Origin of the sequence: Hymenobacter sp. GOD-10R (assembly GCF_035609205.1) — a bacterium.
Lineage (GTDB): Bacteria > Bacteroidota > Bacteroidia > Cytophagales > Hymenobacteraceae > Hymenobacter.
Genome location: NZ_CP141184.1, coordinates 768,386 through 790,470, shown reverse-complemented (window position 1 = coordinate 790,470; position 22,085 = coordinate 768,386). Strand labels below are relative to the sequence as shown.

At 55.6% G+C, this 22,085-nt stretch carries 14 protein-coding genes, 2 tRNA genes and 1 pseudogene; 8 read left to right on the top strand and 9 right to left on the bottom strand.

Annotated features, from left to right (window positions below):
* Window positions 1-62 precede the first annotated feature (62 nt).
* The 3 genes from SD425_RS03245 to SD425_RS03235 form a co-directional block, all read right to left on the bottom strand.
* A complete protein-coding gene (locus SD425_RS03245) occupies window positions 63-2,678 on the bottom strand; it encodes a T9SS-dependent M36 family metallopeptidase (protein ID WP_324675354.1) in 2,616 nt (871 codons plus the stop codon).
* 361 nt (window positions 2,679-3,039) lie between these two features.
* Entirely contained in the window at window positions 3,040-5,682 is a 2,643-nt protein-coding gene (locus SD425_RS03240) for a T9SS-dependent M36 family metallopeptidase (protein ID WP_324675352.1), read from the bottom strand.
* Between the two features lie 304 nt (window positions 5,683-5,986).
* Window positions 5,987-6,526, bottom strand: coding sequence for an RNA methyltransferase (locus tag SD425_RS03235; protein WP_324675350.1), 540 nt, complete (start codon window positions 6,524-6,526; stop codon window positions 5,987-5,989).
* A gap of 157 nt (window positions 6,527-6,683) precedes the next feature.
* Here SD425_RS03235 and mutS point away from each other — a divergent pair, with 157 nt between their 5' ends.
* The 5 genes and pseudogenes from mutS (at window position 6,684) to SD425_RS03215 (ending at window position 11,654) form a co-directional block, all read left to right on the top strand.
* On the top strand, window positions 6,684-9,440 hold the full coding sequence (gene mutS, locus SD425_RS03230; protein WP_324679492.1) for a DNA mismatch repair protein MutS: 2,757 nt from the start codon (window positions 6,684-6,686) through the stop codon (window positions 9,438-9,440).
* Window positions 9,441-9,649: 209 nt separating this feature from the next.
* Window positions 9,650-9,725, top strand: a tRNA-Gly gene (locus SD425_RS03225).
* Window positions 9,726-9,850: 125 nt separating this feature from the next.
* Window positions 9,851-10,225, top strand: a pseudogene (locus SD425_RS29980) (hypothetical protein); the annotation flags it as partial.
* A gap of 99 nt (window positions 10,226-10,324) precedes the next feature.
* Window positions 10,325-10,407: transfer RNA gene (locus SD425_RS03220), tRNA-Leu, on the top strand.
* 767 nt (window positions 10,408-11,174) lie between these two features.
* A complete protein-coding gene (locus SD425_RS03215; protein ID WP_324675348.1) occupies window positions 11,175-11,654 on the top strand; it encodes a DUF892 family protein in 480 nt (159 codons plus the stop codon).
* 289 nt (window positions 11,655-11,943) lie between these two features.
* On the opposite strand, the gene SD425_RS03210 is transcribed toward SD425_RS03215, so the two are convergent.
* Window positions 11,944-13,011 carry a chemotaxis protein CheB gene (locus SD425_RS03210; protein ID WP_324675347.1) on the bottom strand — a complete coding sequence of 356 codons (1,068 nt, stop codon included), beginning with the start codon at window positions 13,009-13,011 and terminating at the stop codon, window positions 11,944-11,946.
* Between the two features lie 361 nt (window positions 13,012-13,372).
* On the opposite strand from SD425_RS03210, the gene SD425_RS03205 reads away from it, so the two are divergent.
* The 3 genes from SD425_RS03205 (at window position 13,373) to SD425_RS03195 (ending at window position 15,414) form a co-directional block, all read left to right on the top strand.
* Window positions 13,373-14,110 (top strand): intradiol ring-cleavage dioxygenase, encoded by a 738-nt coding sequence (locus SD425_RS03205; RefSeq protein WP_324675345.1) that lies wholly within the window; start codon window positions 13,373-13,375, stop codon window positions 14,108-14,110.
* A 64-nt stretch (window positions 14,111-14,174) separates the two neighbouring features.
* Window positions 14,175-14,699, top strand: coding sequence for a hypothetical protein (locus SD425_RS03200; RefSeq protein WP_324675343.1), 525 nt, complete (start codon window positions 14,175-14,177; stop codon window positions 14,697-14,699).
* Window positions 14,677-15,414 carry a hypothetical protein gene (locus SD425_RS03195; RefSeq protein WP_324675341.1) on the top strand — a complete coding sequence of 246 codons (738 nt, stop codon included), beginning with the start codon at window positions 14,677-14,679 and terminating at the stop codon, window positions 15,412-15,414. The genes SD425_RS03200 and SD425_RS03195 overlap by 23 nt, the downstream gene beginning before the upstream one ends.
* Window position 15,415: 1 nt before the next feature.
* On the opposite strand, the gene SD425_RS03190 is transcribed toward SD425_RS03195, so the two are convergent.
* The 5 genes from SD425_RS03190 to SD425_RS03170 all read right to left on the bottom strand — a co-directional run bounded on the left by SD425_RS03190 (window position 15,416) and on the right by SD425_RS03170 (window position 22,085).
* On the bottom strand, window positions 15,416-16,024 hold the full coding sequence (locus SD425_RS03190) for a tetratricopeptide repeat protein (RefSeq protein WP_324675339.1): 609 nt from the start codon (window positions 16,022-16,024) through the stop codon (window positions 15,416-15,418).
* Window positions 16,012-17,235, bottom strand: coding sequence for a bacterial transcriptional activator domain-containing protein (locus SD425_RS03185; protein ID WP_324675337.1), 1,224 nt, complete (start codon window positions 17,233-17,235; stop codon window positions 16,012-16,014). Before SD425_RS03185 ends, SD425_RS03190 begins: the two co-directional genes overlap by 13 nt.
* Window positions 17,214-19,415 carry an urea transporter gene (locus SD425_RS03180; RefSeq protein WP_324675335.1) on the bottom strand — a complete coding sequence of 734 codons (2,202 nt, stop codon included), beginning with the start codon at window positions 19,413-19,415 and terminating at the stop codon, window positions 17,214-17,216. Before SD425_RS03180 ends, SD425_RS03185 begins: the two co-directional genes overlap by 22 nt.
* 10 nt (window positions 19,416-19,425) lie before the next feature.
* Window positions 19,426-20,796 carry an alanine racemase gene (locus tag SD425_RS03175; RefSeq protein ID WP_324675333.1) on the bottom strand — a complete coding sequence of 457 codons (1,371 nt, stop codon included), beginning with the start codon at window positions 20,794-20,796 and terminating at the stop codon, window positions 19,426-19,428.
* 227 nt (window positions 20,797-21,023) lie between these two features.
* Window positions 21,024-22,085 carry an ATP-grasp domain-containing protein gene (locus SD425_RS03170; RefSeq protein ID WP_324675331.1) on the bottom strand — a complete coding sequence of 354 codons (1,062 nt, stop codon included), beginning with the start codon at window positions 22,083-22,085 and terminating at the stop codon, window positions 21,024-21,026.

Genomic DNA, 22,085 nt, shown 5'->3' with positions numbered 1-22,085 from the left:
CCCCGACGAGCACGTGGCTCATCGGGGTTTTTCATGATAGCTCAGCTACTGTAGCTAGGCGCTTAGTGCTGAATGAGGACTTTCTTGCTGAAGGTACCGGCGCTGGTGCGCAGCTGCACGATGTAGAGGCCCGCGGCCACTTCGCTCGTGTTCAGCTCCACACCCTGCTGCAGCTCGGCCGAGGCCACCACGCTGCGGCGCACACTCTTGCCCAGCACCGTCTGCAGGCTCACCTCCACCGGCGTGCTGCTGCGTACGGGCAAACGCAAGGTCAGGCTGCTGCTCGCCGGGTTGGGGAACAACTCCAGCAGCTGGTCACGCTGCTGCTGGCTCTGCGTGGCTAGCACCCGCACCGGAATCAGGTACCCCGCGGAGTTGTCGGTGAGCACGTTGCTGGAGCCCTGCACGGCATCGATGCCCATGCCCCGGCGCGCAAACACCTGCCAGATCAGGTACGTGTTGGCTTTGTTGTTGTAGAGCGAGTCAGCCTTGAGGATGGCGTCGCGGCCATCCAAGAAGCCGGGGCGGCACACCTGCAGCTTGCAGCCGTCCAGCACCAGCTTCAGGGCAATGTTGTTGCCCCCCGTTTTGGCTTTCAGGTCTTTGTTGTAGCCGTACTTCTCCACCAGCTTCCAGTTCAGATCCCACAGCGTTGCTGCCCAAACTTCACCCGTGGCGTGCACTTCGGAGTAAGCCGTAGTACCAATCAAAGCATAGGTCAGGTTGTTTACCGCGAAGTCCGTCGAATACGGCTTGGTACGGATACCAACGCCGTTCACGTCGCGTGAGGTGGCAAAGTTGCCAACAGGACGGGGCGTAGCACCAACGTCACCGGGCTTGGTGGTCATCCACAAGCCGAAGAAGTCGCTCCAGCCCTCGCCCATCTGCTCGGCATTGTTCAAGCAGCTAGAGTTAGCTGGTCCGCCCGTTAGGCGGGTCGAGATGCCGTGGCCGTACTCGTGAGAAATGATGCCGTTGTCGAAGTCACCATCACGTGGGATGCCGCCAGTTATAGCGCCGCTGGGGGTTCCACCTGCAGCTAGGTTGGCCTTCAGGTTTGTGCCATCCGCCAGCGAAATCATAACGGATGGGATGCCCGTGTTCGTCGTGTCAGCACCGGCACCCATCGTGATGGGGTCGCCAGCTACGTTGTTCACTACCACTACGCCTTTGGCACCGGCTAGCTTTGCATTGCGCACTTTAGCGGAGAAGTCGCAAGTACCGCGGTCAAGTACGGCAATCTTGCCGGCGATGGCCGCCGCGTTAACGAACGGAGCCGTACAGCCAAGGCTGGTCGAGCTAGCATCGTTTACTAGCACAAACTGCCCAGTAAACGGAACACCTGGCGCTAGCTTTTTACCGAAGCCGGCGGGTATTGCCTTATAAGTGCCTGCAACTGGTGAAGGGGCATTGATAACCAGCGAGGCTGGCGCCGACCACAGATACATCTGCATGCGGGGGCGCGAACCATCGTTAGGCGTTCCGAAGTTGGCGTTGTCGGTGCCGCCACCGTCTTGGGCTTCGGCACGTACGTCGTCGTTGCCTAGGCCAGCGCCCGTGTAGTTTTTAACCTGGAAGTTGCCGCTCACTTCGTCGAAGCCTTTGTAGGCCATCACGTCGTGCATTATGTTGTTCCAGTAGAACAAGTTGGTGATGGCTGCGTCCTGGTTAGCTTGGGGTACCTGAGCAAAGTTGACGGGGAAGTCAAACACTAAGTCAGCGCCACCATCGGGGCTGTAGCCGGGAGCGTTGGCGTTTACCCGGTCTTCGTACGCGTGCACGTTGTTGCCGCGGGTGATAGTGTACTCAGGACCGGCTACCCCATTAGTATCGTGCCAGCCGAAGGGCGAATACGTGGGGTCGGCGGGGTTTACCACCAACTGACGGCTGCCCGACAAGGGGCTATCTACCGTGATGGGATATACATTATAGCTGTTAGGCGTAGCTGCCACGGCGTTAGTAAGCGGCGCTGGCCAAGTGGAAGTGGCCAGGCTGCGTTGCGTGAGCTCAACAAAGCTAACGGGCTCGTGAATAGTCAGGTCCATTTTATCGACCAATTGGCCGGTGGCTGCATCTACACGCACGTTCCAGTAGTGGTCGCCTTTTTTAGGAACGATGGTTACGTCCCATACCAGCACTAGCTCGCCGCTAGGACGGGCTTGGTACATGAGTTTCACTGGAATTTTTTCCAGCGAAACGCCACCTTCGTCGAAGGTTAGGCCCTCGGCTGGCGTACCGGCTTTGACAACGTTTAGGTTGCTCGGCGTACCTAGGTTCAGGACTTTAGCCGCAGCAGCTACCCCTTGCACTGCCGTCAGGGCCGGCTGTGTGGTGGCTGAGCGACCCGCGTTAGCTAGGTTCGCTACGAAGTTGCTGTGTAAGCTTACTACTTTCTGGCTCCGGTCGACGTGCAGATCAGCCTCAGCACCATAGATTTCGATGCCCTGGTAGCGCTGACGCAGGTAAATGTGCGTTAGCTCGCCGCCGGCATCAGTGTACGAGCTCGTCACAGCTGGATCGGCCACGTCGCCCGAGCTCAAGCCGAACTTGGCGCGCTGGCTGCTGAATTGTTGCAGAGCGCTCTGAACGGGCGCGGTTTGGGCCATTGCTAGGCCTGGCAGAGCCAGGCAAGCAGCTAAAGCGAGAGGCCGAATAGTTGGAGTAAAAGGTATTTTCATAGAAGGTTGTAAGAGGGGACAGATTAGGGGCAGCGCTAAGGAAAGGCTGCTGTCCAAATCTATATATGAATCGTGACACCGAGAAACTTATTTCTGAACATAATTCAGTCTTTTATTTATATAGTATAATTATAATATTAGTTTTCCATCGGTATCCTGCGCCATTTGTCCCTATCTGCTCCCGCCATGAAGCCCTGCTAATATTCTATCCTATCCGCACGTTAACAGCAGATAATCTGCGTAGTACCTAAATCATCTTCCAGCTATTCAAACAAAACGCCCCACCTAGCTTGGTATAGCTGGATGGGGCGTTTCGTCTAGTTCCAACGCAGCGCTTACTACGCTGCGAGGACTCGTTTTTTTAGTGCTGCACTAATATTTTCTTTGTGACCACACCATCAGACGTGCTGATTTTCACCAGATAAAGGCCCGCGGCTAATGAAGTAGTGTTTAGCTGCAGACCTTCTTGCTGCATTTTGGCGGCTGGCACTTCGGTTTTCTGCAGTTCAGTACCCAGTACGGTTAGCAAGGAAACCTGCACGGGCGTGCGGCTGCTAATCAGCGTGCGCACGGTGAGCTGGCTATTAGCAGGGTTGGGGTACACAGCCAACACATCTTCGCTGAGCTGCTTTTGCGTGGCAAGCACGTTGGCGGGCAAGTCGAAGGCGGCGGTGTTGTCGTTCACGCTTTTGCTGGAGCCTTGCACCGCGCTATAACCTAGGCCTCGGCGGGCAAACACCTGCCAAATCAGGGGAGCATTAGCGGCTTTGTTGTACAGGGTATCGGCCTTTAGAATAGCATTGCGGCCATCTACGAAGCCAGGAGTGCAGGGCTGCAACTTGCACCCATCGAGCACCAGCTTCAAGGCGATGTTGTTGCCACCGGTTGCTCCTTTCAGATCAGCGTTGTAGCCGTATTTCCTAACTAAGGCCCAGTTTAGGTCCCAGAGCATGGCTGCCCACACCTCTCCCACTGCGTGAGTTTCGCTGAACTTACCACCAGTCGTACCGAGCTGCGCATAGGTATAATTGTTAACAGTAAAATCCGTAGAATACGGTTTGCTGCGAATACCTAGGTCGGTAGGTGATTCGAAAGAAAGATACGTCCCAACCCCACGCGCTGTCTCGCCTTTGTCGCCGGGCTTGGTAGTCATCCATAGGCCAAAGAAGTCGCTCCAGCCCTCTCCCATCGTCTCGTAGCCAGTGTCATTGGGAAGACAGCTAGAGTTGGCTGGGCCGCCGGTCAGACGGGTGGAAATACCGTGCCCGTATTCGTGCGCCATAACCCCATTGTCGTAGTCACCATCGCGGTCGGGAGGCGGTATGCTGCCCAGCACCGAAACCGCCACCGACGCACCCGTGTTCAAGCTAGCTTTTAGCCTGTTGCCATCAGTCAGCGAAATCATCAGGGACGGGATTTTCACCCCAATAGTGTCGGCACCTCCCATAGCATACGGGTCGCCCGCTATGTTATTAATGACAATGACGGCTTTCGCGCCCGCCGTTTGGGCATTGCGCACCTTCTGTGTAAAGTCACAAGTGCCCCGGTCTACCACGGCGATGTTGCCGCTGACCGCCGCCGCATTCGTGAATGGTGCCGTGCAGCCTAGGGTGGAAGCGGCGCCGTCGTTTACGAGCACCAAGTTGCCGGTGAGTGGCGTGGTAGCCGAAAGCTTGCGGCCGAAGCTAGCATTGATGCCCGCGTACGTGCCAGCTACAGAAGCCGGAGAAATCACGGTAAGGGTTGCGCGCACAATGCCAGGCCACAGAAACATCTGCATGCGCGGGCGGGAGCCGTCGTTAGGCGTGGAGAAGTTGGCGTTGTTGACGTCACTACCATCCTGCGCTTCGGCCTGCACATAATCTTGGCCAGCGCCAGCTCCCGTGTAGTTTCTCGACTGGAAGTTGCCGCTCGCCTCGTCGAAGCCTTTGTAGGCCATCACGTCGTGCATGAGGTTGTTCCAGTAGAACAAGTTCGTGATGGCTGCGTCTTGATTCGTCTGAGCCGCCAGATTTTGATCGAAGGGAAAATCAAAGATCAAATCTGCGCCTCCGTTGGGGCTATAGCCAGGCGTGTCCCGCTTCGAGCGGTCTTCGTACGCGTACACGTTGTTGCCGCGGGTGATGGTATAATCAGCCCCGGCTACGCCGTTGGTGTCGTGCCAGCCAAAGGGTGAGTAGGTAGCATCGGCCGGATTCGTTACCACGGCGCGGGCTCCGTGGATAGGACTCTCAACGGTGATCGGCCACACCCCGTAGCTGTTCGGCGTCGCTGTTTTGGCCGCCGTAACGGGGGCGGGCCAAGCGGCGGTAGCTAGGCTTCGCTGTGCGAGGTCGGCAAAGCTTACTGGCTCCGATACCGTGTAGTCGGTCTTATCGACCAATTGGCCGGTGGCCGCATCCACACGCACGTTCCAGTAATGATTGCTTTGTTTGGGGGCAATGGTCACGTCCCACACCAGCACTAGCTCGCCGCTAGGCCTTGCTTGGTACATGAGCTTCACTGGAATCTTTTCCAGCGAAATACCACCTTCGTTGAAGACCAAGCCCGTAGCGGGCTGACCGTCCTTTTCTATCGTCAGGCCGCTTGGCGAAGCTAGGTTCAGGACTTTGGCAGCAGCAGCTACCGCTTGCGTAGGCGACAAGGTAGGTGTTGTGGAAGCACGCGCCTGCGCTGCCACGCCCGCTACAAAGTTGCTGTGCATGCTCACCAGTTTATTCGCCTGGTTGAGGTGCAGATCAGCTTCGGCGCCATATACTTCAATGCCTTGGTAACGCTGCCGCAAGTACACGTGCGTTACGCCCGAGCTAGGCTCTGTATAGGAAGAGGTAACAGCCGGATTAGTCAAGTCTGTTTCGCTAAGACCTAGCTTGCTGCGTTGGCTCCCAAACTGATTCAGCGCGCTACTTAGCGGAGTCGTCTGGGCTCCTGCCAGTCCGGGCGCGGCCAGCAACGCGGCGAGAACCAGCGCACGAGAAGCGGGCTTGGTAAAGGCTTTATTCATATAATAAGGCAAGAAGTAAAGTAGAAAGGTGGGGCTAGGTTTATCAAGGGAGCTTATCTTCAAAGCTACGCAGTTACTGCGGAAGAATTATGCAGCCACTGTTTTTTACAATTGATTTATTATCAACTGCAAAGGGCATTACCAAACAGGCGTAAGTCAGCCTGTATTTCTGCCAAATACCCTCTAGTTAACAGTAACAACATACACTCACCAGCTAGCTCTATCGAACGCAAAAGTTGGGGCAAACTGTGGTGCACCCTGGTGGGATGCTCTTTAAGGCAAACCTAGGTTCTTCTAACACAAGCTAGGACGTAGCCAAGCCCATTTTTATCAAGAAATCCCACAGCACTACCCCGGCTGCTACCGACACATTGAGCGAATGTTTGGTCCCAAACTGTGGAATCTCGACGGCGGCATCACACAAGGCTAATACTTCATCTTCCACGCCGAACACCTCGTTGCCCATCACCAAGGCATAGCGCCGCGCCGGATCGGGCAAGAACGTGGTCAGCGCTTGGCTTTGATCGGTTTGCTCGACTGCCACCACCACATAGCCGGCTGCTTTTAGCTGCTGAATAGCCTCGGCCGTGGTTAGAGCGTACTCCCACGTCACCGATTCGGTGCTCCCGAGGGCTGTTTTGGTAATCTCGCGTTGGGGCGGCCGACCAGTGATGCCACAGAGCCAAATTTTCTCGATGGCAAACGCGTCGGCGGTGCGGAAAGCGGCGCCCACATTATGTAGGCTCCGCACGTTATCGAGCACGAGGGTGAGGGGGAATTTTTGCGTATTTTTGAAGTCTGTCACCGTCAGTCGGTTCAGTTCTTCCATGGTGAGTTTGCGCATATGCAAAGGTAGGAAGGCGCTCCGGTGTGGCTGCCATCGACAAATTAGAACCTAGCTTACTGGATCTGGTGAACTGTGCCCTTCTAGCGTTTTCGCCGTTCCACTTCCGTCATTCCTGCTCGTGAAAACCAGTACGACCCCTAAGAAGCCTATTCCCATGCACGGCACGCTCGGTCCCGCCCCGGTGATCGATACGCCGCTCATGAAGCAATATTACGCCCTCAAGCAGCAGCATCCGGGCGCGCTCATCCTATTCCGTGTGGGCGACTTTTACGAAACCTTCGGTGAAGATGCCGTTACCACGAGCCGCATCCTAGATATTGTGCTGACCAAGCGCGGCGCCGGTACCCCGTCCGAAACGCCTTTGGCTGGCTTTCCCCACCATTCCCTCGATACGCACCTGCCTAAGCTCGTGCGGGCTGGGCAGCGCGTGGCCATCTGCGACCAGCTCGAAGACCCGAAGCTCGCTAAAGGCTTAGTGAAGCGTGGTATCACTGAACTGGTTACGCCGGGGGTGTCGTTCAACGACAACGTACTGGAGCGCAAGAGCAACAATTACTTGTGCGCCATTCACTTCGGCAAGCAGGAAGCAGGCATTTCCTTCCTCGACATCAGCACCGGCGAATTCCTGGTGGCGCAGGGCGACCGGGCGTACCTAGGTAAGCTCCTGCAAAACTTTGCCCCGGCGGAGGTTCTCTTCTGTAAGAAAAGCCGTAATGAGTTTGAACAACATTTCGGTCCTGATTACTGCCACTATGCCTTAGACGAGTGGGTTTTCGGCTTCGACTACGCCCACGATACGCTCACGCGCCACTTCAAAACCACGTCACTCAAGGGTTTCGGCATTGATGGTCTGCGCGAGGGCATTACGGCAGCCGGCTGCATCCTGCACTACCTCGCCGAAACCAAGCACACCGACATCGGCCACATTGCCGGCATTGGGCGCCTGGAAGAAGATAAGTACGTGTGGCTCGACCGCTTCACGGTGCGTAACCTGGAGCTGGTGGTCCCGCAGCACGTGGGCGGCGTACCGCTCATCGACATTCTCGACCAAACGGTAACGCCTATGGGTGCCCGTCTGCTACGCAAGTGGGTGGTGTTGCCGCTTAAAGAGCCGGCCCAGATCCAACGTCGCCTCGACACGGTGGATGCGCTCCTGCAAGATGATGAACTGCTAGGTCAGCTCACGCAGCACTTGCGCCAAATCAATGACCTAGAGCGCCTTATCTCCAAGGTGGCCGTACGCCGCGTGAACCCGCGGGAACTGCTGCAACTGAGCCGCGCCCTTGATGCTATCGAGCCGATGCGCGTCCTACTAGCTAGCTCAGGCATCCGAGCTCTGCAAAAAGCTGCGGATCAGCTAAATCCGTGCGCTTCTTTGCGCGAAGAAATCAAGGCCAAGATCAAGCCCGACGCTCCGTTGCTCACCAACCAAGGCAATGTGTTGAACGACGGCGTTGACAAAGAGCTCGATGAGCTGCGCAACATTGCCTTCTCGGGCAAAGACTACTTGTTGCAAATTCAGCAGCGCGAACAGCAGAATACTGGTATTTCGTCCTTGAAAGTAGCGTACAATAAGGTATTTGGCTACTACCTCGAAGTATCGAACGCGCATAAGAACAAGGTACCTAGCTCCTGGATTCGGAAGCAAACCTTGGTCAATGCGGAGCGCTACATCACCGAGGAGCTGAAGACGTACGAAGAGAAAATTCTCCACGCCGAAGACCGCTTGTTTGTCTTGGAGCAGCAGATCTACAACGACTTGGTACTGCTGGCTATGGACTTCGTGCCCCAAATCCAGCAGAACGCCCGCGCCATTGGCGTTACCGACTGCCTAGCTAGCTTCGCCACGACGGCGCGCCAGTACAGCTACGTGAAGCCGGTGATAGACGACAGCACCCTGCTTGATATCAAGCAGGGGCGCCACCCCGTCATTGAGCGCCAGCTCCCGCCTGGTGAGACCTACATTCCCAACGACATCCGCCTCGACCAAGAGGAGCAGCAAATCGTCGTGATTACAGGGCCGAACATGGCCGGCAAATCTGCGCTGCTGCGTCAGACTGCCCTCATTGTGCTCCTGGCGCAGATTGGCTCCTTCGTTCCCGCCGAAGCGGCTACGATTGGCGTAATCGACAAAATCTTCACCCGCGTAGGTGCTTCCGACAATCTCAGCAAGGGCGAAAGCACCTTTATGGTGGAGATGACCGAAACGGCCAGCATCCTCAACAACCTTTCTGATCGCAGTCTTGTGCTGATGGACGAAATTGGGCGCGGCACCAGTACTTACGACGGCATCAGCATTGCCTGGGCTATTGTAGAGCATTTGCATAACAACCCGAAGGCCAAAGCCAAAACCCTCTTCGCCACGCACTACCACGAACTCAACCAGCTCGCCGAAGACTGCCCGCGTGTGCGCAACTTCAACGTGGCGGTGAAAGAAGCCGACGGACGTATCCTATTCATGCGTAAGCTGGTAGAAGGCGGCTCCGAGCATAGCTTCGGCATCCACGTGGCGCGCATGGCGGGTATGCCGACGGCTGTGGTGCTACGGGCCAACGAAATCATGCACCACTTGGAGCAGGAGCGCGCCACCAGCAGTTTTGAAGATGGCCCCACGGAATTTGACGATGTGCTAGTTGGTTTGGAGGTCCAGCCTGCCGAAGCCGAAGGCAAAGTAGTACCCCTGCACGGACAAGCAACAGACACTCAGACAGCCCGTGGCCCGCGGCCACAACCTGCCGCGGCGGTAGCTACGGCACCACGTCCTAGCTTGCAGCTCAGCATGTTCGAGCCTGCCGACCCCGCTCTGGAGCGCGTGCGCGACTTGCTCCAACACCTCGACGTGAATACGCTCACCCCCATCGATGCTTTGCTTAAGCTCAATGAGCTAAAGCTAGCACTTGGCGGCAAGTAAGCTTGCCCTCATGCTGTCCGTAGCAGAAACACTAACGGCACATTTCTGCTACGGGCAGCACAGAGGAAAGTAAAAAAAGGCCCTGATTATGAGCTAGAAGCGTTTTTTGAATAATTTTTTCTGTCTTTTTTTAGCGCTACCTCTTGACAGAAAGAAAAACCAGTGTACCTTTGCAACACCATTCGCCACCGCAGTAACGCGGACGATAAGCGAGAGTAGCTCAGTTGGTAGAGCGCGACCTTGCCAAGGTCGAGGTCGCGAGTTCGAACCTCGTCTCCCGCTCCAACAAAAAAGACGTTGCCGAAAAGCAACGTCTTTTTTGTTTTTACTTCAAAAAAGGTAGAGGCAACCTATTATTTTCGGTGTCTACCTTCGTCAGCAGTAATTTTCTGCATCGAGCAACTTCAGCTATGCCGCCGAAAGTACCCGACGTACAGTTCTGCGAAGTAGTATCGCAAAGCTTGTCTATTGCTCAAGTAATCGTACGATTAGGGTTGGTGCCTGCTGGAGGTAACTATAAAACGGTGCAGACACGTATTGCTGCACTGCAATTAGATACCAGCCACTTCACAGGCCAAAGTTGGAACAGTGGATCACGCTATCGAAAGTTTGGTAAGTGTAAACCATTAGCTTCTATTCTAGTAGAAAATTCTCCTTATAAGTTCATGCATGGTTTGCGCAACCGGTTGCTGAAAGAGTCTGTAAAAGAGCACTGTTGTGAAGGCTGCGGGTTACGCGAATGGCGTGGCCAGCCGATTCCCTTAGAGTTACACCACATAAATGGTCGCAATAATGACCATAGAATAGAAAATTTACAGTTACTTTGCCCTAATTGTCACGCGCAGACTTCTTCTTACCGGGGCAAGAATCAGCACAGGGTACAGGCCGGAGTGGTGGAACAGGTAGACACGAGGGACTTAAAATCCCTTGCCGAATAGGCGTACGGGTTCGATTCCCGTCTCTGGTACGACGAGGTCACAAGACCTCTGAAAGAGAAAGAGGCCGTTGGTTCTGACAGCAGAACCAACGGCCTCTTTCTCTTTTACGCTTAGTCGTTTGGCTTTCTCCGGGTTTCTCACTGCGGACTTATTGCCAACAGGCTCTGATACTACACACCACTCGCTTCTTGCCAGCCTGTGCCCTAACCTAGGAGGTTGAACTAGCTAAACCAGAATAGACGGAGTGAGGTCAATGTAAGCAGGCTACATTACATAGGCGCAGATAGGAACAACTAGCTGGTTAATTCTACACAAAAAGGTATACAAGATCTTGTCCTTTCAGGTAATGCCAATCGGGTGTCTCTTTACTTTCTAGGACCGCTAAGCTCTACAACTTTGTGGCTTTTAAGGCTCTCTGATCTTGTTACTGTTGTGTTATCAAGTACGATTTAAGCACCTGCTATATGGTTGAGCTACTTTTTCATAAATCCATTATGCGTCAAACCAAGATATAGTTGATTATCAACTCGATATAAGGATGTAATAAATTGTATAATATCAATTCACACGAGGCTAAGCAAAAAGCATATTTTTTTGGTTAAAAGCCTTCTTCTTACCTAGGCTTTTGATTCAGATAAAGAAAACTTAACACGTGTAAAATATTGATAATTAACAATAAAAATAAACTTATTCGCTCATCTACAACGGTACTTTGGGTAAGAACAAATTGCCGCTATATACGTTCGAACAGCCAGACAAGACAAGCTTGTCATCTGCACTCTATTTTTATTTTTCCATGAATACCGAAGACCTAAAAGAACTCGTCAAAAACGGCCTAGCCGCTCAACAATCAGGTAGCCAAGTAGCCGCTGCTGCCACAGATGAAATTCAGAACGATGCCAAGCATCCGGAGCTGAAAGCAGCTCTCGAACAAGGCAACACTACCTCCAAGGAATGGGCGAAGCGCATCGAGCGCGCCATTGCTGAAGTAGGCGGCGTTGAGTCGAAAAATAACGACATTCTGGAAGCTCATTATAAAGTGAGCAAAGAAATTCGGGGCGAAGCCAAAACGGATGACGTACGTGACCTAGGAATCATTGCTAGCGGCCAATTGGCTCTGCACTATTGGATTGGTTCGTTCGGCACTGTGGCTTCCTACGCGGCAGCCGCTGGCTTCTCCCAAACCGAACAAGAAATGAAAGCATCGGTAGAGGAAGCCAAGAAAGCGGACGACCAGCACACAGAAATTGCCAAGAAGATTCTTGCCACCCAATAAGCTAGTATCACCCACCCTTTCCGTGCTTCCTTTGGTGTCAAACCACGAAGCATACACTAATCACCTAGTAAGCATACCACCCAGCCGTTGACAACAAAAAGCCATGCTACCGCCAATGAAGAAGGCGCGTTGGTCAGGCCACCTGGTGCGGCTATTTAAGTTGAGCTAGGTTCCATAACAAATAAGCTCCTGCTGCCAAGCCAACGCTTGCGGCAGGAGCTTATTTGTTATTAATGACATAACAACTTTTCTCCCGTGCGTACCACGCAGTATCAACGGACGTTTTTAACTATGGTATTTCCGTCTTGATATCAAATTGTAAGTCGCCGCTGAGGGATTGGTGTTCTAGGATAGAATCGTGCACGATGCGCGCCTGCTTGGCGGTTTGTTCGGCTTTGCGCAGAAAAAGGTCAGCTACGGCTGGCTGTTTGACGCGCCCGAAGTGCTCACCTAGCCGTTGCAACAGCATTTTTGTTTCTTCCAAACCGCGCATGGATTGGTAGAGCATGCTTTCGACCGACTCCGTTACTTCTCCGAGCAAGGCACTAACCGTATACGCATGGCCGGTATGACAACGAAAACGAATCAGGTCGCCTTCAATTAATTGCGTGAGGGCACCATGGCAATCGGGGCAGGTAAAGGAGGTCAGCACGCCCCGCTCGATAATGCCTAGCTCAAAGGCGTTGCCTTGTTTGGCAATGGCCAGCTCAAGTTGCAGCAACTCTAATTCTGCTTTGTCAGCGCGCTTCTTTGCAGACACTGGCTCCAGCGTTAAGCGCGTGAGTAGCGATGCTAGCTCAACGACTGGCACTACATAGTCGGCAGCGACGAACTGCAAAGCATTCAGGGGCATATCCGGGAACTCCGCATCTTTCGGCTCTTGTACCACCGTTAGGCCACCTAGCCGTTTGATGGCCCACAGCCCCGACGTACCATCGTCGAGGTAGCCGGTCAGGATTATCCCAATCACGCGCGGACCGTAGGAATAAGCCGCCGAACGGAATAGCGCATCAATAGACGGCCGAAACCGGTTCTCCTTGGGGCCTTTGGTTATTAGTACCTGATCATTCTCAATTAGGAGGTGGTGATCGGGGCGCGCTATGTAGATAAAGCCGGGCTGCATCTTTTCTCCGTCGTCGGCGTGCTTCACCGTCAGCGCCGATACGCGGTTCATGAGTTGGGGCAGAACGCTCGCGGAGCCGGCGCCCACATGGTGCACCACAAAGATAGGAGCCGGAAAATCAGGCGGCAGCGCAGCAGCTAGATCCAACAAAGCAGTTACGCCTCCCGCAGAAGACCCTATCACGACGATGTCGCGGCAAGGTTTGGCAGAAGGTGTTGAGGAACGTTGAGCCATATTCTTTAGAATAGGAAAAACACACCTATGGCTTACGAGTATGCCGCGCAAAAAGCTACCTAAGCTAGATGGCAGTCCTTCTGCGAATTCCCACAGAGGGTTCTCTCTTGACGAAGCAGCGTTCGACTAGTCACCCGCCACGTTCTTCCAACCCGGGTTCAGCCTAGATGAAAAGCTGCTTTACGGGAGGTTATCTCATCCTACACAACTTCTCTAGGGCCTTTACTCGTGCCCGCTGCTCCTTTTCCCAATTAAAAGCAAAAACGTCGATTCCAATTTGCTAGTGGTCGATTCGAGCGGGCGACTTCTAGGTACTTCGAGCACCTTTGACTCACTACTCAGCAGCATACTCGAAAAGACCATGGAAAGAAAGAACTTCCTGAAAAGCCTCCTAGTAGGAGCCCTCTCGACTCCAGCGCTTATTTCCGCCTGCAGCAAGGATGACTCAGTCACTCCCACCGACTCTTCCAGCACTGGCTCGACGGGCACCACAACGGGGGGCACGACGAGCTCTGGCAGCTGCACCGTAGCACCCACCGAAACGGAAGGGCCTTTTCCGACTAAAACGCCCGCTTCGTATGTGCGCAGCGACATTACGGATGGGCGCAGCGGCTATAAGATGACGGCCAAAATCACCATCACGAGCAGTAACAGCAGCTGCGCGGCCCTAGCTGGCGCCCTAGTCGACATCTGGCACTGCGACGCCGAAGGCAACTACTCCGAGTACGGTGGCAGCGGCATGCAATCGACGAATTATACCTCGGTGCACTTCCTGCGCGGCCGGCAAACCACGGATGCCAACGGATTGGTAACCTTCACTAGCATCTTTCCCGGCTGGTATTCTGGGCGGGCCACGCACATTCACGTGCACGTGTACACGGCCAGCGGCACGTCGCTCAAGGTGACGCAAATTGCTTTTCCGGAGGGCACCGGCACGGCCGTAGCGGCTGTGAATGGCTATAAGAAAGGTCTCTCAGGCTATACGTCGAACGCTCAAGATAACGTGTTTAGCGACGGGTACACCGTGGAGCTAGCTACTGTGACGGGCAACACCACCGATGGCTTTCAGCTCGCCATCAGCCTAGCCGTGCCAGCTTAATTACCTGTGTAATTCAGTAAAAAGACGCTAGGGTTTTGCCTTAGCGTCTTCTTTAGTCTACGCTATGAGCAAACGTCTTATCACGCTATGTTATCGCAAAGTCATTGATAGCAGCGCCACTAAGCCCTGGGAAAAGATGGTGTTTGAGGACACCTACGCGGAGTTTCGGATGCAGGCTCAGCTGTATAATCAGGAGAAGCGCTACCGCACTTTCGGCGAGCTGCTGCACCACGCACCGGGCGCCGACAAGCTGCACTTTCTAGTGAGTGCGGCGGCCGTGGGCTACCTGCAACAGCTAAACGGAGTGGTACCGGATGTGCTCAACAACCTAGGTAAGCACTTCCTAAAGTTCTCAAAATTCCAGTTTGAGCTCATCAACTCCGACTTGCTGGATAAAAGCAAACACCAGGTAGCTATCAACTTTTACGCGGAGCCGCTGGTGTGGCACGATACCATTGGGACGTATTTGCTGGTTTCGGAACAGCAAGCCGGCGGCGAAACGCTCACCAACTTATTTCAGCTGCAACCTTACCTAGCGATTCACGCCTTGCAAAATATCGAATCAGATGAGCAAGCAAACGCCCGGTAGAATCTACCTAGCCGATCAGCGCGGCCTGACCGAAACCGCGCAGTTTCGGCGCTACAGCACGTTCAACTTTGGCTCTTACGCGCACGAGCACAAGAAGGCACTCGGCAGCTTGCTGGCAGTGAATGAGGAAATGGTAGCGGGTCTGCAACACATTACACTGCGCGCTCAGCAAACGTCGCACGTAGTTATTGTCCCGATAACGGGCGCTATCGAAGTGAAAGACTCGTTCGGCACTACATACATTGCAGATGTGGGCGAAGTACAAGTCATTACGCTGCCCGTCGCCAGTACCCTTGTGCTGACCAACCCGTACGAAGCCGACGTGGTGAGCTTCCTGCACCTCTGGATTAAGGCCGAAGAGTCGATCATGCCCGCGTTCAACTACTCGTTCCACTTCGACTTGGACCTAGTTGATAACAAGCTAGCCAACCTAGTCCCCGGTTCTGAGGCTAACAGCAGCAAGTCACTACTGCCTTTTTCGCTGCACCTAGGTCGCTTTGCGGGCCGCCACGAAACGGTATATCAGGCAAGCGACGCGGGTTCTTTGCTTTTCACCTTTGTCGTCGCGGGCGCTTTCGAAGTGGAAGGTCGGCTGCTGCACGAGAAGGACGGCCTAGGTCTGTGGGAGACAACGGGAATTGAACTGGAAGCGCTTAGCAACAATGCGCTAGTAGTCGTGCTGGAAGTAAATAGCAACGGACAGAAGCTAGCGTAGCTCACTGCGTCCGTTTCAGGCCGGCTAGTGCGGTGGGGTCGTTGGGGCGCACGAGCAGGGCTTTGCTGTAAAGCACGCGCGCGTCGGTTTTACGACCTAGGTTCAGGTAGCACCACGCCAAGGATAGGTTAGCGTCGTAGTCGAACGGATACAGATTTACAACCCGCTCGAAGTAGCGCACGGCTTTATCGTAAGCTTTCTGATTCAATAAGATAACGCCCATCCAATAGTTGGCCTGCGTATTTTGGGGGTCTACTTTCAGGATGGCCGCGTAGGTATTCTGCATCTGCGCCACTTGGTTTAGCGCATTAAGCGGCTTGATCAATCCAAACTTGGGCTCGATGGCATACGGCCGCTGCTCCACGGCTTTCTGGTAGTAGCTAGTCGAAACCGTGTAGTTTTTGGCCAGAAAGTACAGCCAGCCCAGCCGCAAATTTTGTTCGTAGGTGCCGGTATAAGCGCCGCGCAACGCCGAGATGGCGCCGTTGTAGTCGGCTTTCGCCTCGGCGGCGTAGCTGGCTGAGAAAGCCGCCGACTGATCTTGCGCCGCCGCCGGATACGCGAGCACCACCACCAAAGCACCCGTGAAGAATAGTTTTACCAAGTCCATGAAAGTCCCCCAGTCAGGGCATGTTGAGTATACAAGTCGGGTGAACTGATTTGAAAGTAACGAGCGACCGTATAATGAACGCGCAACCGCCACTGCTTGGTTAGTTGCCAGTACGCGTTTAGCCCCAAACGGTACTTCAACGGGTCGAGCAGGTTATACACGTAGGCACCGTCGAGCTCAGCTAGCACCGGTACTTTGCCAGGGCTCCAAAAGCCTTCGAGCCAAAAGCCAGGGCGCACTTGGGTTCCCATTCCTATCAAAGCATTTGGGAACGTACGGCCGCTAGAACGCACTACGCTAGCTCTGCCGAAGGTATAGAAGCGCAAACTGTGCAGCGGATAAAGGGTAACGAGCACATCCGCCTGGGTGCGCGTGGTATCCGTAATCTGCCCGGCATAGAATCCGAGCTTCACGTTCCAGGCGGGTCGACTGTATTGCACGGCTGTGTAGCCTAAGTGGCTTGCGTAGTGCTGCTTGCGAAAGCGAGAGCCGAAGTCCTCGTTGGATGGGGCAAATGAATTATCAATGTAATGGTAGCCTAGCTTCACTTGCACCGGCAAGCTAGCTTGCAGGGTAAGCAGCCCTTGGTATTCGACCTGCCGAATAGCATAGGGTGTGGAGCCTTTGAAGTCAGGTAGTTCTACCGTTTGCCCGTAGTACCCTAGCGTCTGCTCCAAGCTCAGGCGAGTAGCTAGCTGGCTAGACACACCCAGTCGCCCGTAGCCAGCGACACCGCGCCATTCGTTTGCAGCCGGCCGAAAACCTAGGTCGAAATCCAGTCCGCTGATCATTTTGGTTGCGACCAAGTGTAGCGGTCGGCGCACCGAATCGGGCAGGGTGCTTGCGGCGAAGCGGGCGGCACTCGTTTGGTTCATTTGTAAGTACGCCAGCGCCAGTTGCGTGCGGCTTTCCTCATCGGCTGGGTTGGCGGCCAGCGCACGGCCGTAGTGGCGAACAGCATCGGCGGGGCGTGTCAGTTGCAGAGCCGCGTAGCCGAGCCGTTGCCGCAACGCCGGGTAATCAGTCCCGACATGGAAGGCTGCTTTTCCCAACGAGTCCAGCGCCTGCCAGCGCCCTTGCTCTACTAAGCCTACACTTAGGCTATCGACGTACGGGAAGTCGCGCAGGTCTTGGGCGGCCAGCGGCAGCGCAGCTAGCCCCAGCACGGTGCTGGCCACCAGCACACATCTTAGGAGGAAACCGTGGAGCATAGCAAACGCTGCGTGTGTGAGCCTTGGTGAATAGTTATCTCCTGTAGCGCCCCGTCGCGCAGAGCGAGGTGGGCTTCCTGCTCGAAGGTAGTGCGGCCCAGTACGCGCACTGCCACGCGGCTGCGCAAGCACAGGGCGCGGGTGTGATAGGGGTTATCGGGCGTGCCGTATTGCAGCGTAAACTCCGGCTTGATAAACAGCCAGAAGGGCGCCAGCACGTCCTGCACTCCTTGTAGTCCGGGGCTGGTCACGAGCGACAAGGGGAAGGCGTCGTGCACCGTTTCGGTGGGCAAATAAGTCAACGGCACGCGGTAGGCAGCTAGGTACAGCTGATACAGCCACGCGTGCTGGGAACCCTGATAAGCAGTGAAGTAAAATACCGTGTCGTTGCGCTCGAAGTAGGCCGTGGCGCCGGTAGTGCGGCAGCGCAAATACGTTTGATTGTACGCATTCGTCAACGCTTCCCAGCGCTGCGCAGGGGCTGTGGGGTCGTCGGCGGAGCGCACATCCAGGCAATAGCCAGGCGCAAAAGCTAGGGCTTGGCGCAGCAGTGGGTTCAGCTCCGGATTACAAACAGTGTCGCCGACCTGCGGCACCGTGAAGCTATCAAACTGCTGGCCGCCGGCAGTTTGCGTCAAAAAGTAAGCCAATGGGTAGGCTAGCGTGCGCGAGCCGATATAGGGCGTGGCCTGCACCTGAAAGTGCAAGTGCGGCTCCGCCGACCGGCCCGAGTTACCGCAGTACGCCAGCACCGTTCCTTTCCGCACAAACTCGCCTACCTGCACCTGAGCGGAGTGGGCGCGCAAGTGCGAAAGTTTGGTGTACAAACCCGTCTGGTGGCGCAACACGAGGGTATTGCCCCAATTTTGGTGCGTGTTGGTAGCGCCGGGCGCGTTGTCGGCAATGTGCATGACCAAGGCTTCCACTACCCCATCAGCGGGCGCCAGCACAGGTTTGTTGAAGCAGTAATAGTCGGTGAGGGCGACGCCGGTGTTGTGGTAGGTTTTGCCATCGGCATCGGCCACCATAAAGTCGAGGGCATGGGCCCACTCGCCCTGGTGCGTGAGCCCGCTGTTGTAGCCCTGGGTCACCAGCCATTCGCCCCGGAACGGGAGGCTGAGCTGGTAATAGAGTTGGTGGCGTAACCTAGCTTGGTCGCTGCGGTACGCGTACAAGTTGCGCTCCGGCGAGTACGACTGAAACGGCGTGAGCGGCAACTCCTCGGGGCGTGTGCGCAGCAACAACGTGTACAATGCCAGCAACGCCGTGCCGCAAAAAGGCAGCGAAAACAGCGGCAAGCCAACGCCCGCCAGTAGTTTGCCGAGCCCCGTTATCAGCACCGCCGTCAGCGGGATGGTGGCTAGCCCCACCAAGTAGGACTTCAGAGAGGGAATGAGAAAAACGCCGCCCACTGCCAAGGCCGCCATCATGTAGTTGGCACCTAGGTCATAGTACGCCAAGCTGACCACCGGCCCGCCCGCAAGCAACCCAAAGCCACAAGCCCCCCCATATGCCAGCACCGACAGCGAGAACGCAATGCGCGAATGCCACAGCAACCCCACTGCGACCAGCAAGCCACCCGGCACACTATCTTGGAACAACACCGCGCTCAGGGCCCGCAGGTACGTGGTGATGCTCGATGGAATCGACCATTCGCCCACTTGCTGAGCTAAGCTTACTAACTGCTCGCCACCTAGGGCGTACACGTCGTTGAGCCAGTAAATGCTGGCTTCGTTCAGCAACAAGCCGTGAAACTGGTCGGCTGCTGGCACCAAGACCCAAATAGTGAGCAGAAAAGGCAATGACAACGTGGGCAATCCGCTCTTACCAAGCCAGCCGCTGAGCGCCACGGCCAGGAGCAGCCCCAGCAAAGCGCCCACGGCCAGCACCACCCAGAAAGCCCCCGTGATTTGGTAAAAAGTGCCAAGCGCCAAGCCCACCAACAACGCATTGAAGCTGTAGGCGCCAAGCTGAATCAGCTCTTCGCTGAAACCGCCCACCCTAGCTCCTGCTACGGCCAGACACGCGGCGGCCAAACCCGCCGCGCCCGCGCTTGGGTTCAGGAAGGTAGCTAGCAGCAACAGCACGGCAAAGCCCCGATGCTGCGAGAAGAACAGCAAACTATAGCTGCGCAACACCGCTGCTCCGAATGGCCCCACAACCGTGCGGATTCTGTTCACGGCCACTCAGTTAAGGCAATTGGATGGCTTGCAAATGCGCGGGCACTTGCTCTAACTGTTGCACATACTCTAGCGTTTCGGCCTGTCGAATGACGTGCGGCTGGCCCTGCTCATCCAGTAGCAGCACGTTGGGCCGCAGGTGAATGAACTGCTGCCACTGGCTCAGGTTGTAAGCGCCGACTTTGTGCACTACGAGCTGGTCGCCGGCATTGAGCAGCGGCAAGGTCACGCTTTCGCGCACCACGTCGATGTTCATGCACAAAGGGCCGCACAGCACGGTTTCTTCGGTGTGGTGCGAGAACTCGCCGGCGGGACTAATCTTGTGGTCGTACCAGTAGGAGGTGAACAGCAAGTTCACGCCAAAGTCTACAATGGTTGCGCGGCGACCGTCGGCTAGGCGCTTGGTCGCGAGTACAGTGCCCAGTAAGTAGCCCGCATCATCAACCAATGCTCGCCCAGTTTCCAGAATAAGCAGCGGTAGTTCATCGGGCCGGAAACCTGCTTTTTGGATGGTATCGGCAATGACTTCCGCAAACTCATCGAGCGAAGGCACGGCATCGCCGCCGGCCAGATAAGCCCCTTTCAGCACGTTTGCCGAGGGAAACCCGCCCCCTAGGTCTAGGTATTCAATAGGCGTGTTCAGCTGCTGTCGGCAGTTGTAAGCTAGGTCGCAGAGCTTGCTGGTAGCTAAGGCGTAGGCCTTGGGGCTGAGCATGAAGGTACCGATGTGGCAATGCAGCCCCACCAGCGTCAGCCGCCCCGACGCGACGATGCGCTGAATGGCGTTCCAGGCTTGGCCATTTTCGTAGTTGAAGCCGAACCGGTCCCACTGCGGATACACGCCCGTGTCCATGTTCACGCGGATGGCCACGCGGGGCGGGCGCGGCAGCTCCGCGGCTAGGTCGAGCAGGGCGTATAGCTCCTCGAAGTGGTCGATATGGAGAAGGGAGTCGTTTTCGGCGGCCCGTTGCAGTTCCGCCCGCGACTTTTGCGGCCCATTGAAGATGATGCGGTTGCCGGGCACGCCGTTTTGCAGCGCCTTTTCATATTCCATGCCCGACACTACTTCCGCCCAGGCACCTTCCTGGTGAAACACGCGGCACACCGCATTCAAGTAGTTTGTTTTGTAGGACCACGCAAACTGCACCCTAGGGTAGCGCGTGCGAAAAGCGCGCACGGCGTATTGATAATTACGTCGCAACTGCCGCTCACTCAACATAAACACCGGCGAACCAAACTCCGCCAGCAAGTCTTTCACAGCGGCGCCTTCCAGGTGCGTCACGGCCTGCAACTCGGTGCGACTGCCAAACTTGTTCATCGGCCCAGCCGTGAGCTTCTTCAGCGCCGGGCGTTCATAGCGGAGCTTTGCGGTAGTGTTCATTCGATAGAATCGGGCTTACAGTAATTCAAAGACTAGAAGAATACACAATTGAGGTTAGAGCTAGGTCTAAGCTCCCCTCCTTTTTAAGGAGGGGTTAGGGGTGGTTAAACTAGAGCTAGCTTGTCGTTCTACGAGAAGGACCACCCCCAACCCCTCCTTAAAAAAGGAGGGGAACTTAGACCTAGTAATAGCTTTTAGTTGCGTGCATAGTGGTATTGTGAAGTGTCTCATAGCTCACCAAAGGCCGAAATTTGGTGGAACTCGGTGTTATCCGTTATTAAATCCCAGGCGTAGCGGATGAACATGCGCCCGACCGCGTAGCCCTCGAAAGGCGGTACTTCTTCTCCCAAAGCTAGCTGCACCAGCGCGGCTGGCTGGTTTTGGCCGGCCGCAGCCGTCAGGTAAATCCAGGCGGGAAAGCGCGGGTTGATTTCAATGATATATAGCTCGCCCGCGGCCGTACGAATTAGCTCTAGCTCGAAACCGCCGCGCCAGTTCGTAGCAGCTACAAACTGCTCAGCCAAAGCAAGCAGCGTCGGATCTTCTAGCGTGATGCCGGCCCAGGCTTTACCCTTGTCCGTGATATAGAGCTTGCGCATAGGCACGGCGCTGATGAGGTTGCCACGGCCATCCCCCAGCCCGGCAATGTTGATTTCGTGGCCGGTGACAAACTGCTGCCCAATCACGGGGAGGCCCCACTTGGCGTGCAGTTGATGGAAGGCCTTATGCGCCTGCTCAAGCGTGTGAGCCACTACGGCATCGTAGAATTTACCCTTCACCACCAGCGGGTACCCTAGCTTCTCCCCTAGCTGCGCCACCTGTCCGGCGTGGTGCAACGGCTCATCGGCGGGCACCGACAGGCCGTGCTCAGCCCCGAAAGCATGCAGATGCAGCTTATCGCGGGCTTCCAGTTGGGCGAGCGTGGGCAGAAACGTACGGATACCTAGGGTCGTCAGCTGGGGGGCTAGCTTGATAAAGTTGGGCAGCTCGGCGTCGAAGTTGGGAATGATGAGGTCTAGCTTTTCCTGCTCATGAATGTGCGTGAGGCGCTCTAGCAGCGCCGCCGTGCCGGCGCCAGGATACGGCAACTGGTAGGTTTTGGCCACGAGCTCATGCAGGTAAATACCTGGCTCCAGCGCCTCGTAGCTCAGGCCAATGATGCGCACCGTGAAGCCGGAGCTTTCGTGCAACGCCCGGATAACGGCCACGCCGGGGCCAGGACTATCAATAGCGTTGAGCCCACTCACGGCGATGGTATAGCGCGGCCGGTTGCCGCCGGAAGCCTCCAT

Coding starts and splice junctions, on each gene's coding strand:
- SD425_RS03245 (WP_324675354.1), bottom strand. CDS start 2,678: ATGAAAATACCTTTTACTCCAACTATTCGGCCTCTCGCTTTAGCTGCT.
- SD425_RS03240 (WP_324675352.1), bottom strand. CDS start 5,682: ATGAATAAAGCCTTTACCAAGCCCGCTTCTCGTGCGCTGGTTCTCGCC.
- SD425_RS03235 (WP_324675350.1), bottom strand. CDS start 6,526: ATGCGCAAACTCACCATGGAAGAACTGAACCGACTGACGGTGACAGAC.
- mutS (WP_324679492.1), top strand. CDS start 6,684: ATGCACGGCACGCTCGGTCCCGCCCCGGTGATCGATACGCCGCTCATG.
- SD425_RS03215 (WP_324675348.1), top strand. CDS start 11,175: ATGAATACCGAAGACCTAAAAGAACTCGTCAAAAACGGCCTAGCCGCT.
- SD425_RS03210 (WP_324675347.1), bottom strand. CDS start 13,011: ATGGCTCAACGTTCCTCAACACCTTCTGCCAAACCTTGCCGCGACATC.
- SD425_RS03205 (WP_324675345.1), top strand. CDS start 13,373: ATGGAAAGAAAGAACTTCCTGAAAAGCCTCCTAGTAGGAGCCCTCTCG.
- SD425_RS03200 (WP_324675343.1), top strand. CDS start 14,175: ATGAGCAAACGTCTTATCACGCTATGTTATCGCAAAGTCATTGATAGC.
- SD425_RS03195 (WP_324675341.1), top strand. CDS start 14,677: ATGAGCAAGCAAACGCCCGGTAGAATCTACCTAGCCGATCAGCGCGGC.
- SD425_RS03190 (WP_324675339.1), bottom strand. CDS start 16,024: ATGGACTTGGTAAAACTATTCTTCACGGGTGCTTTGGTGGTGGTGCTC.
- SD425_RS03185 (WP_324675337.1), bottom strand. CDS start 17,235: ATGCTCCACGGTTTCCTCCTAAGATGTGTGCTGGTGGCCAGCACCGTG.
- SD425_RS03175 (WP_324675333.1), bottom strand. CDS start 20,796: ATGAACACTACCGCAAAGCTCCGCTATGAACGCCCGGCGCTGAAGAAG.
- SD425_RS03170 (WP_324675331.1), bottom strand. CDS start 22,085: ATGGAGGCTTCCGGCGGCAACCGGCCGCGCTATACCATCGCCGTGAGT.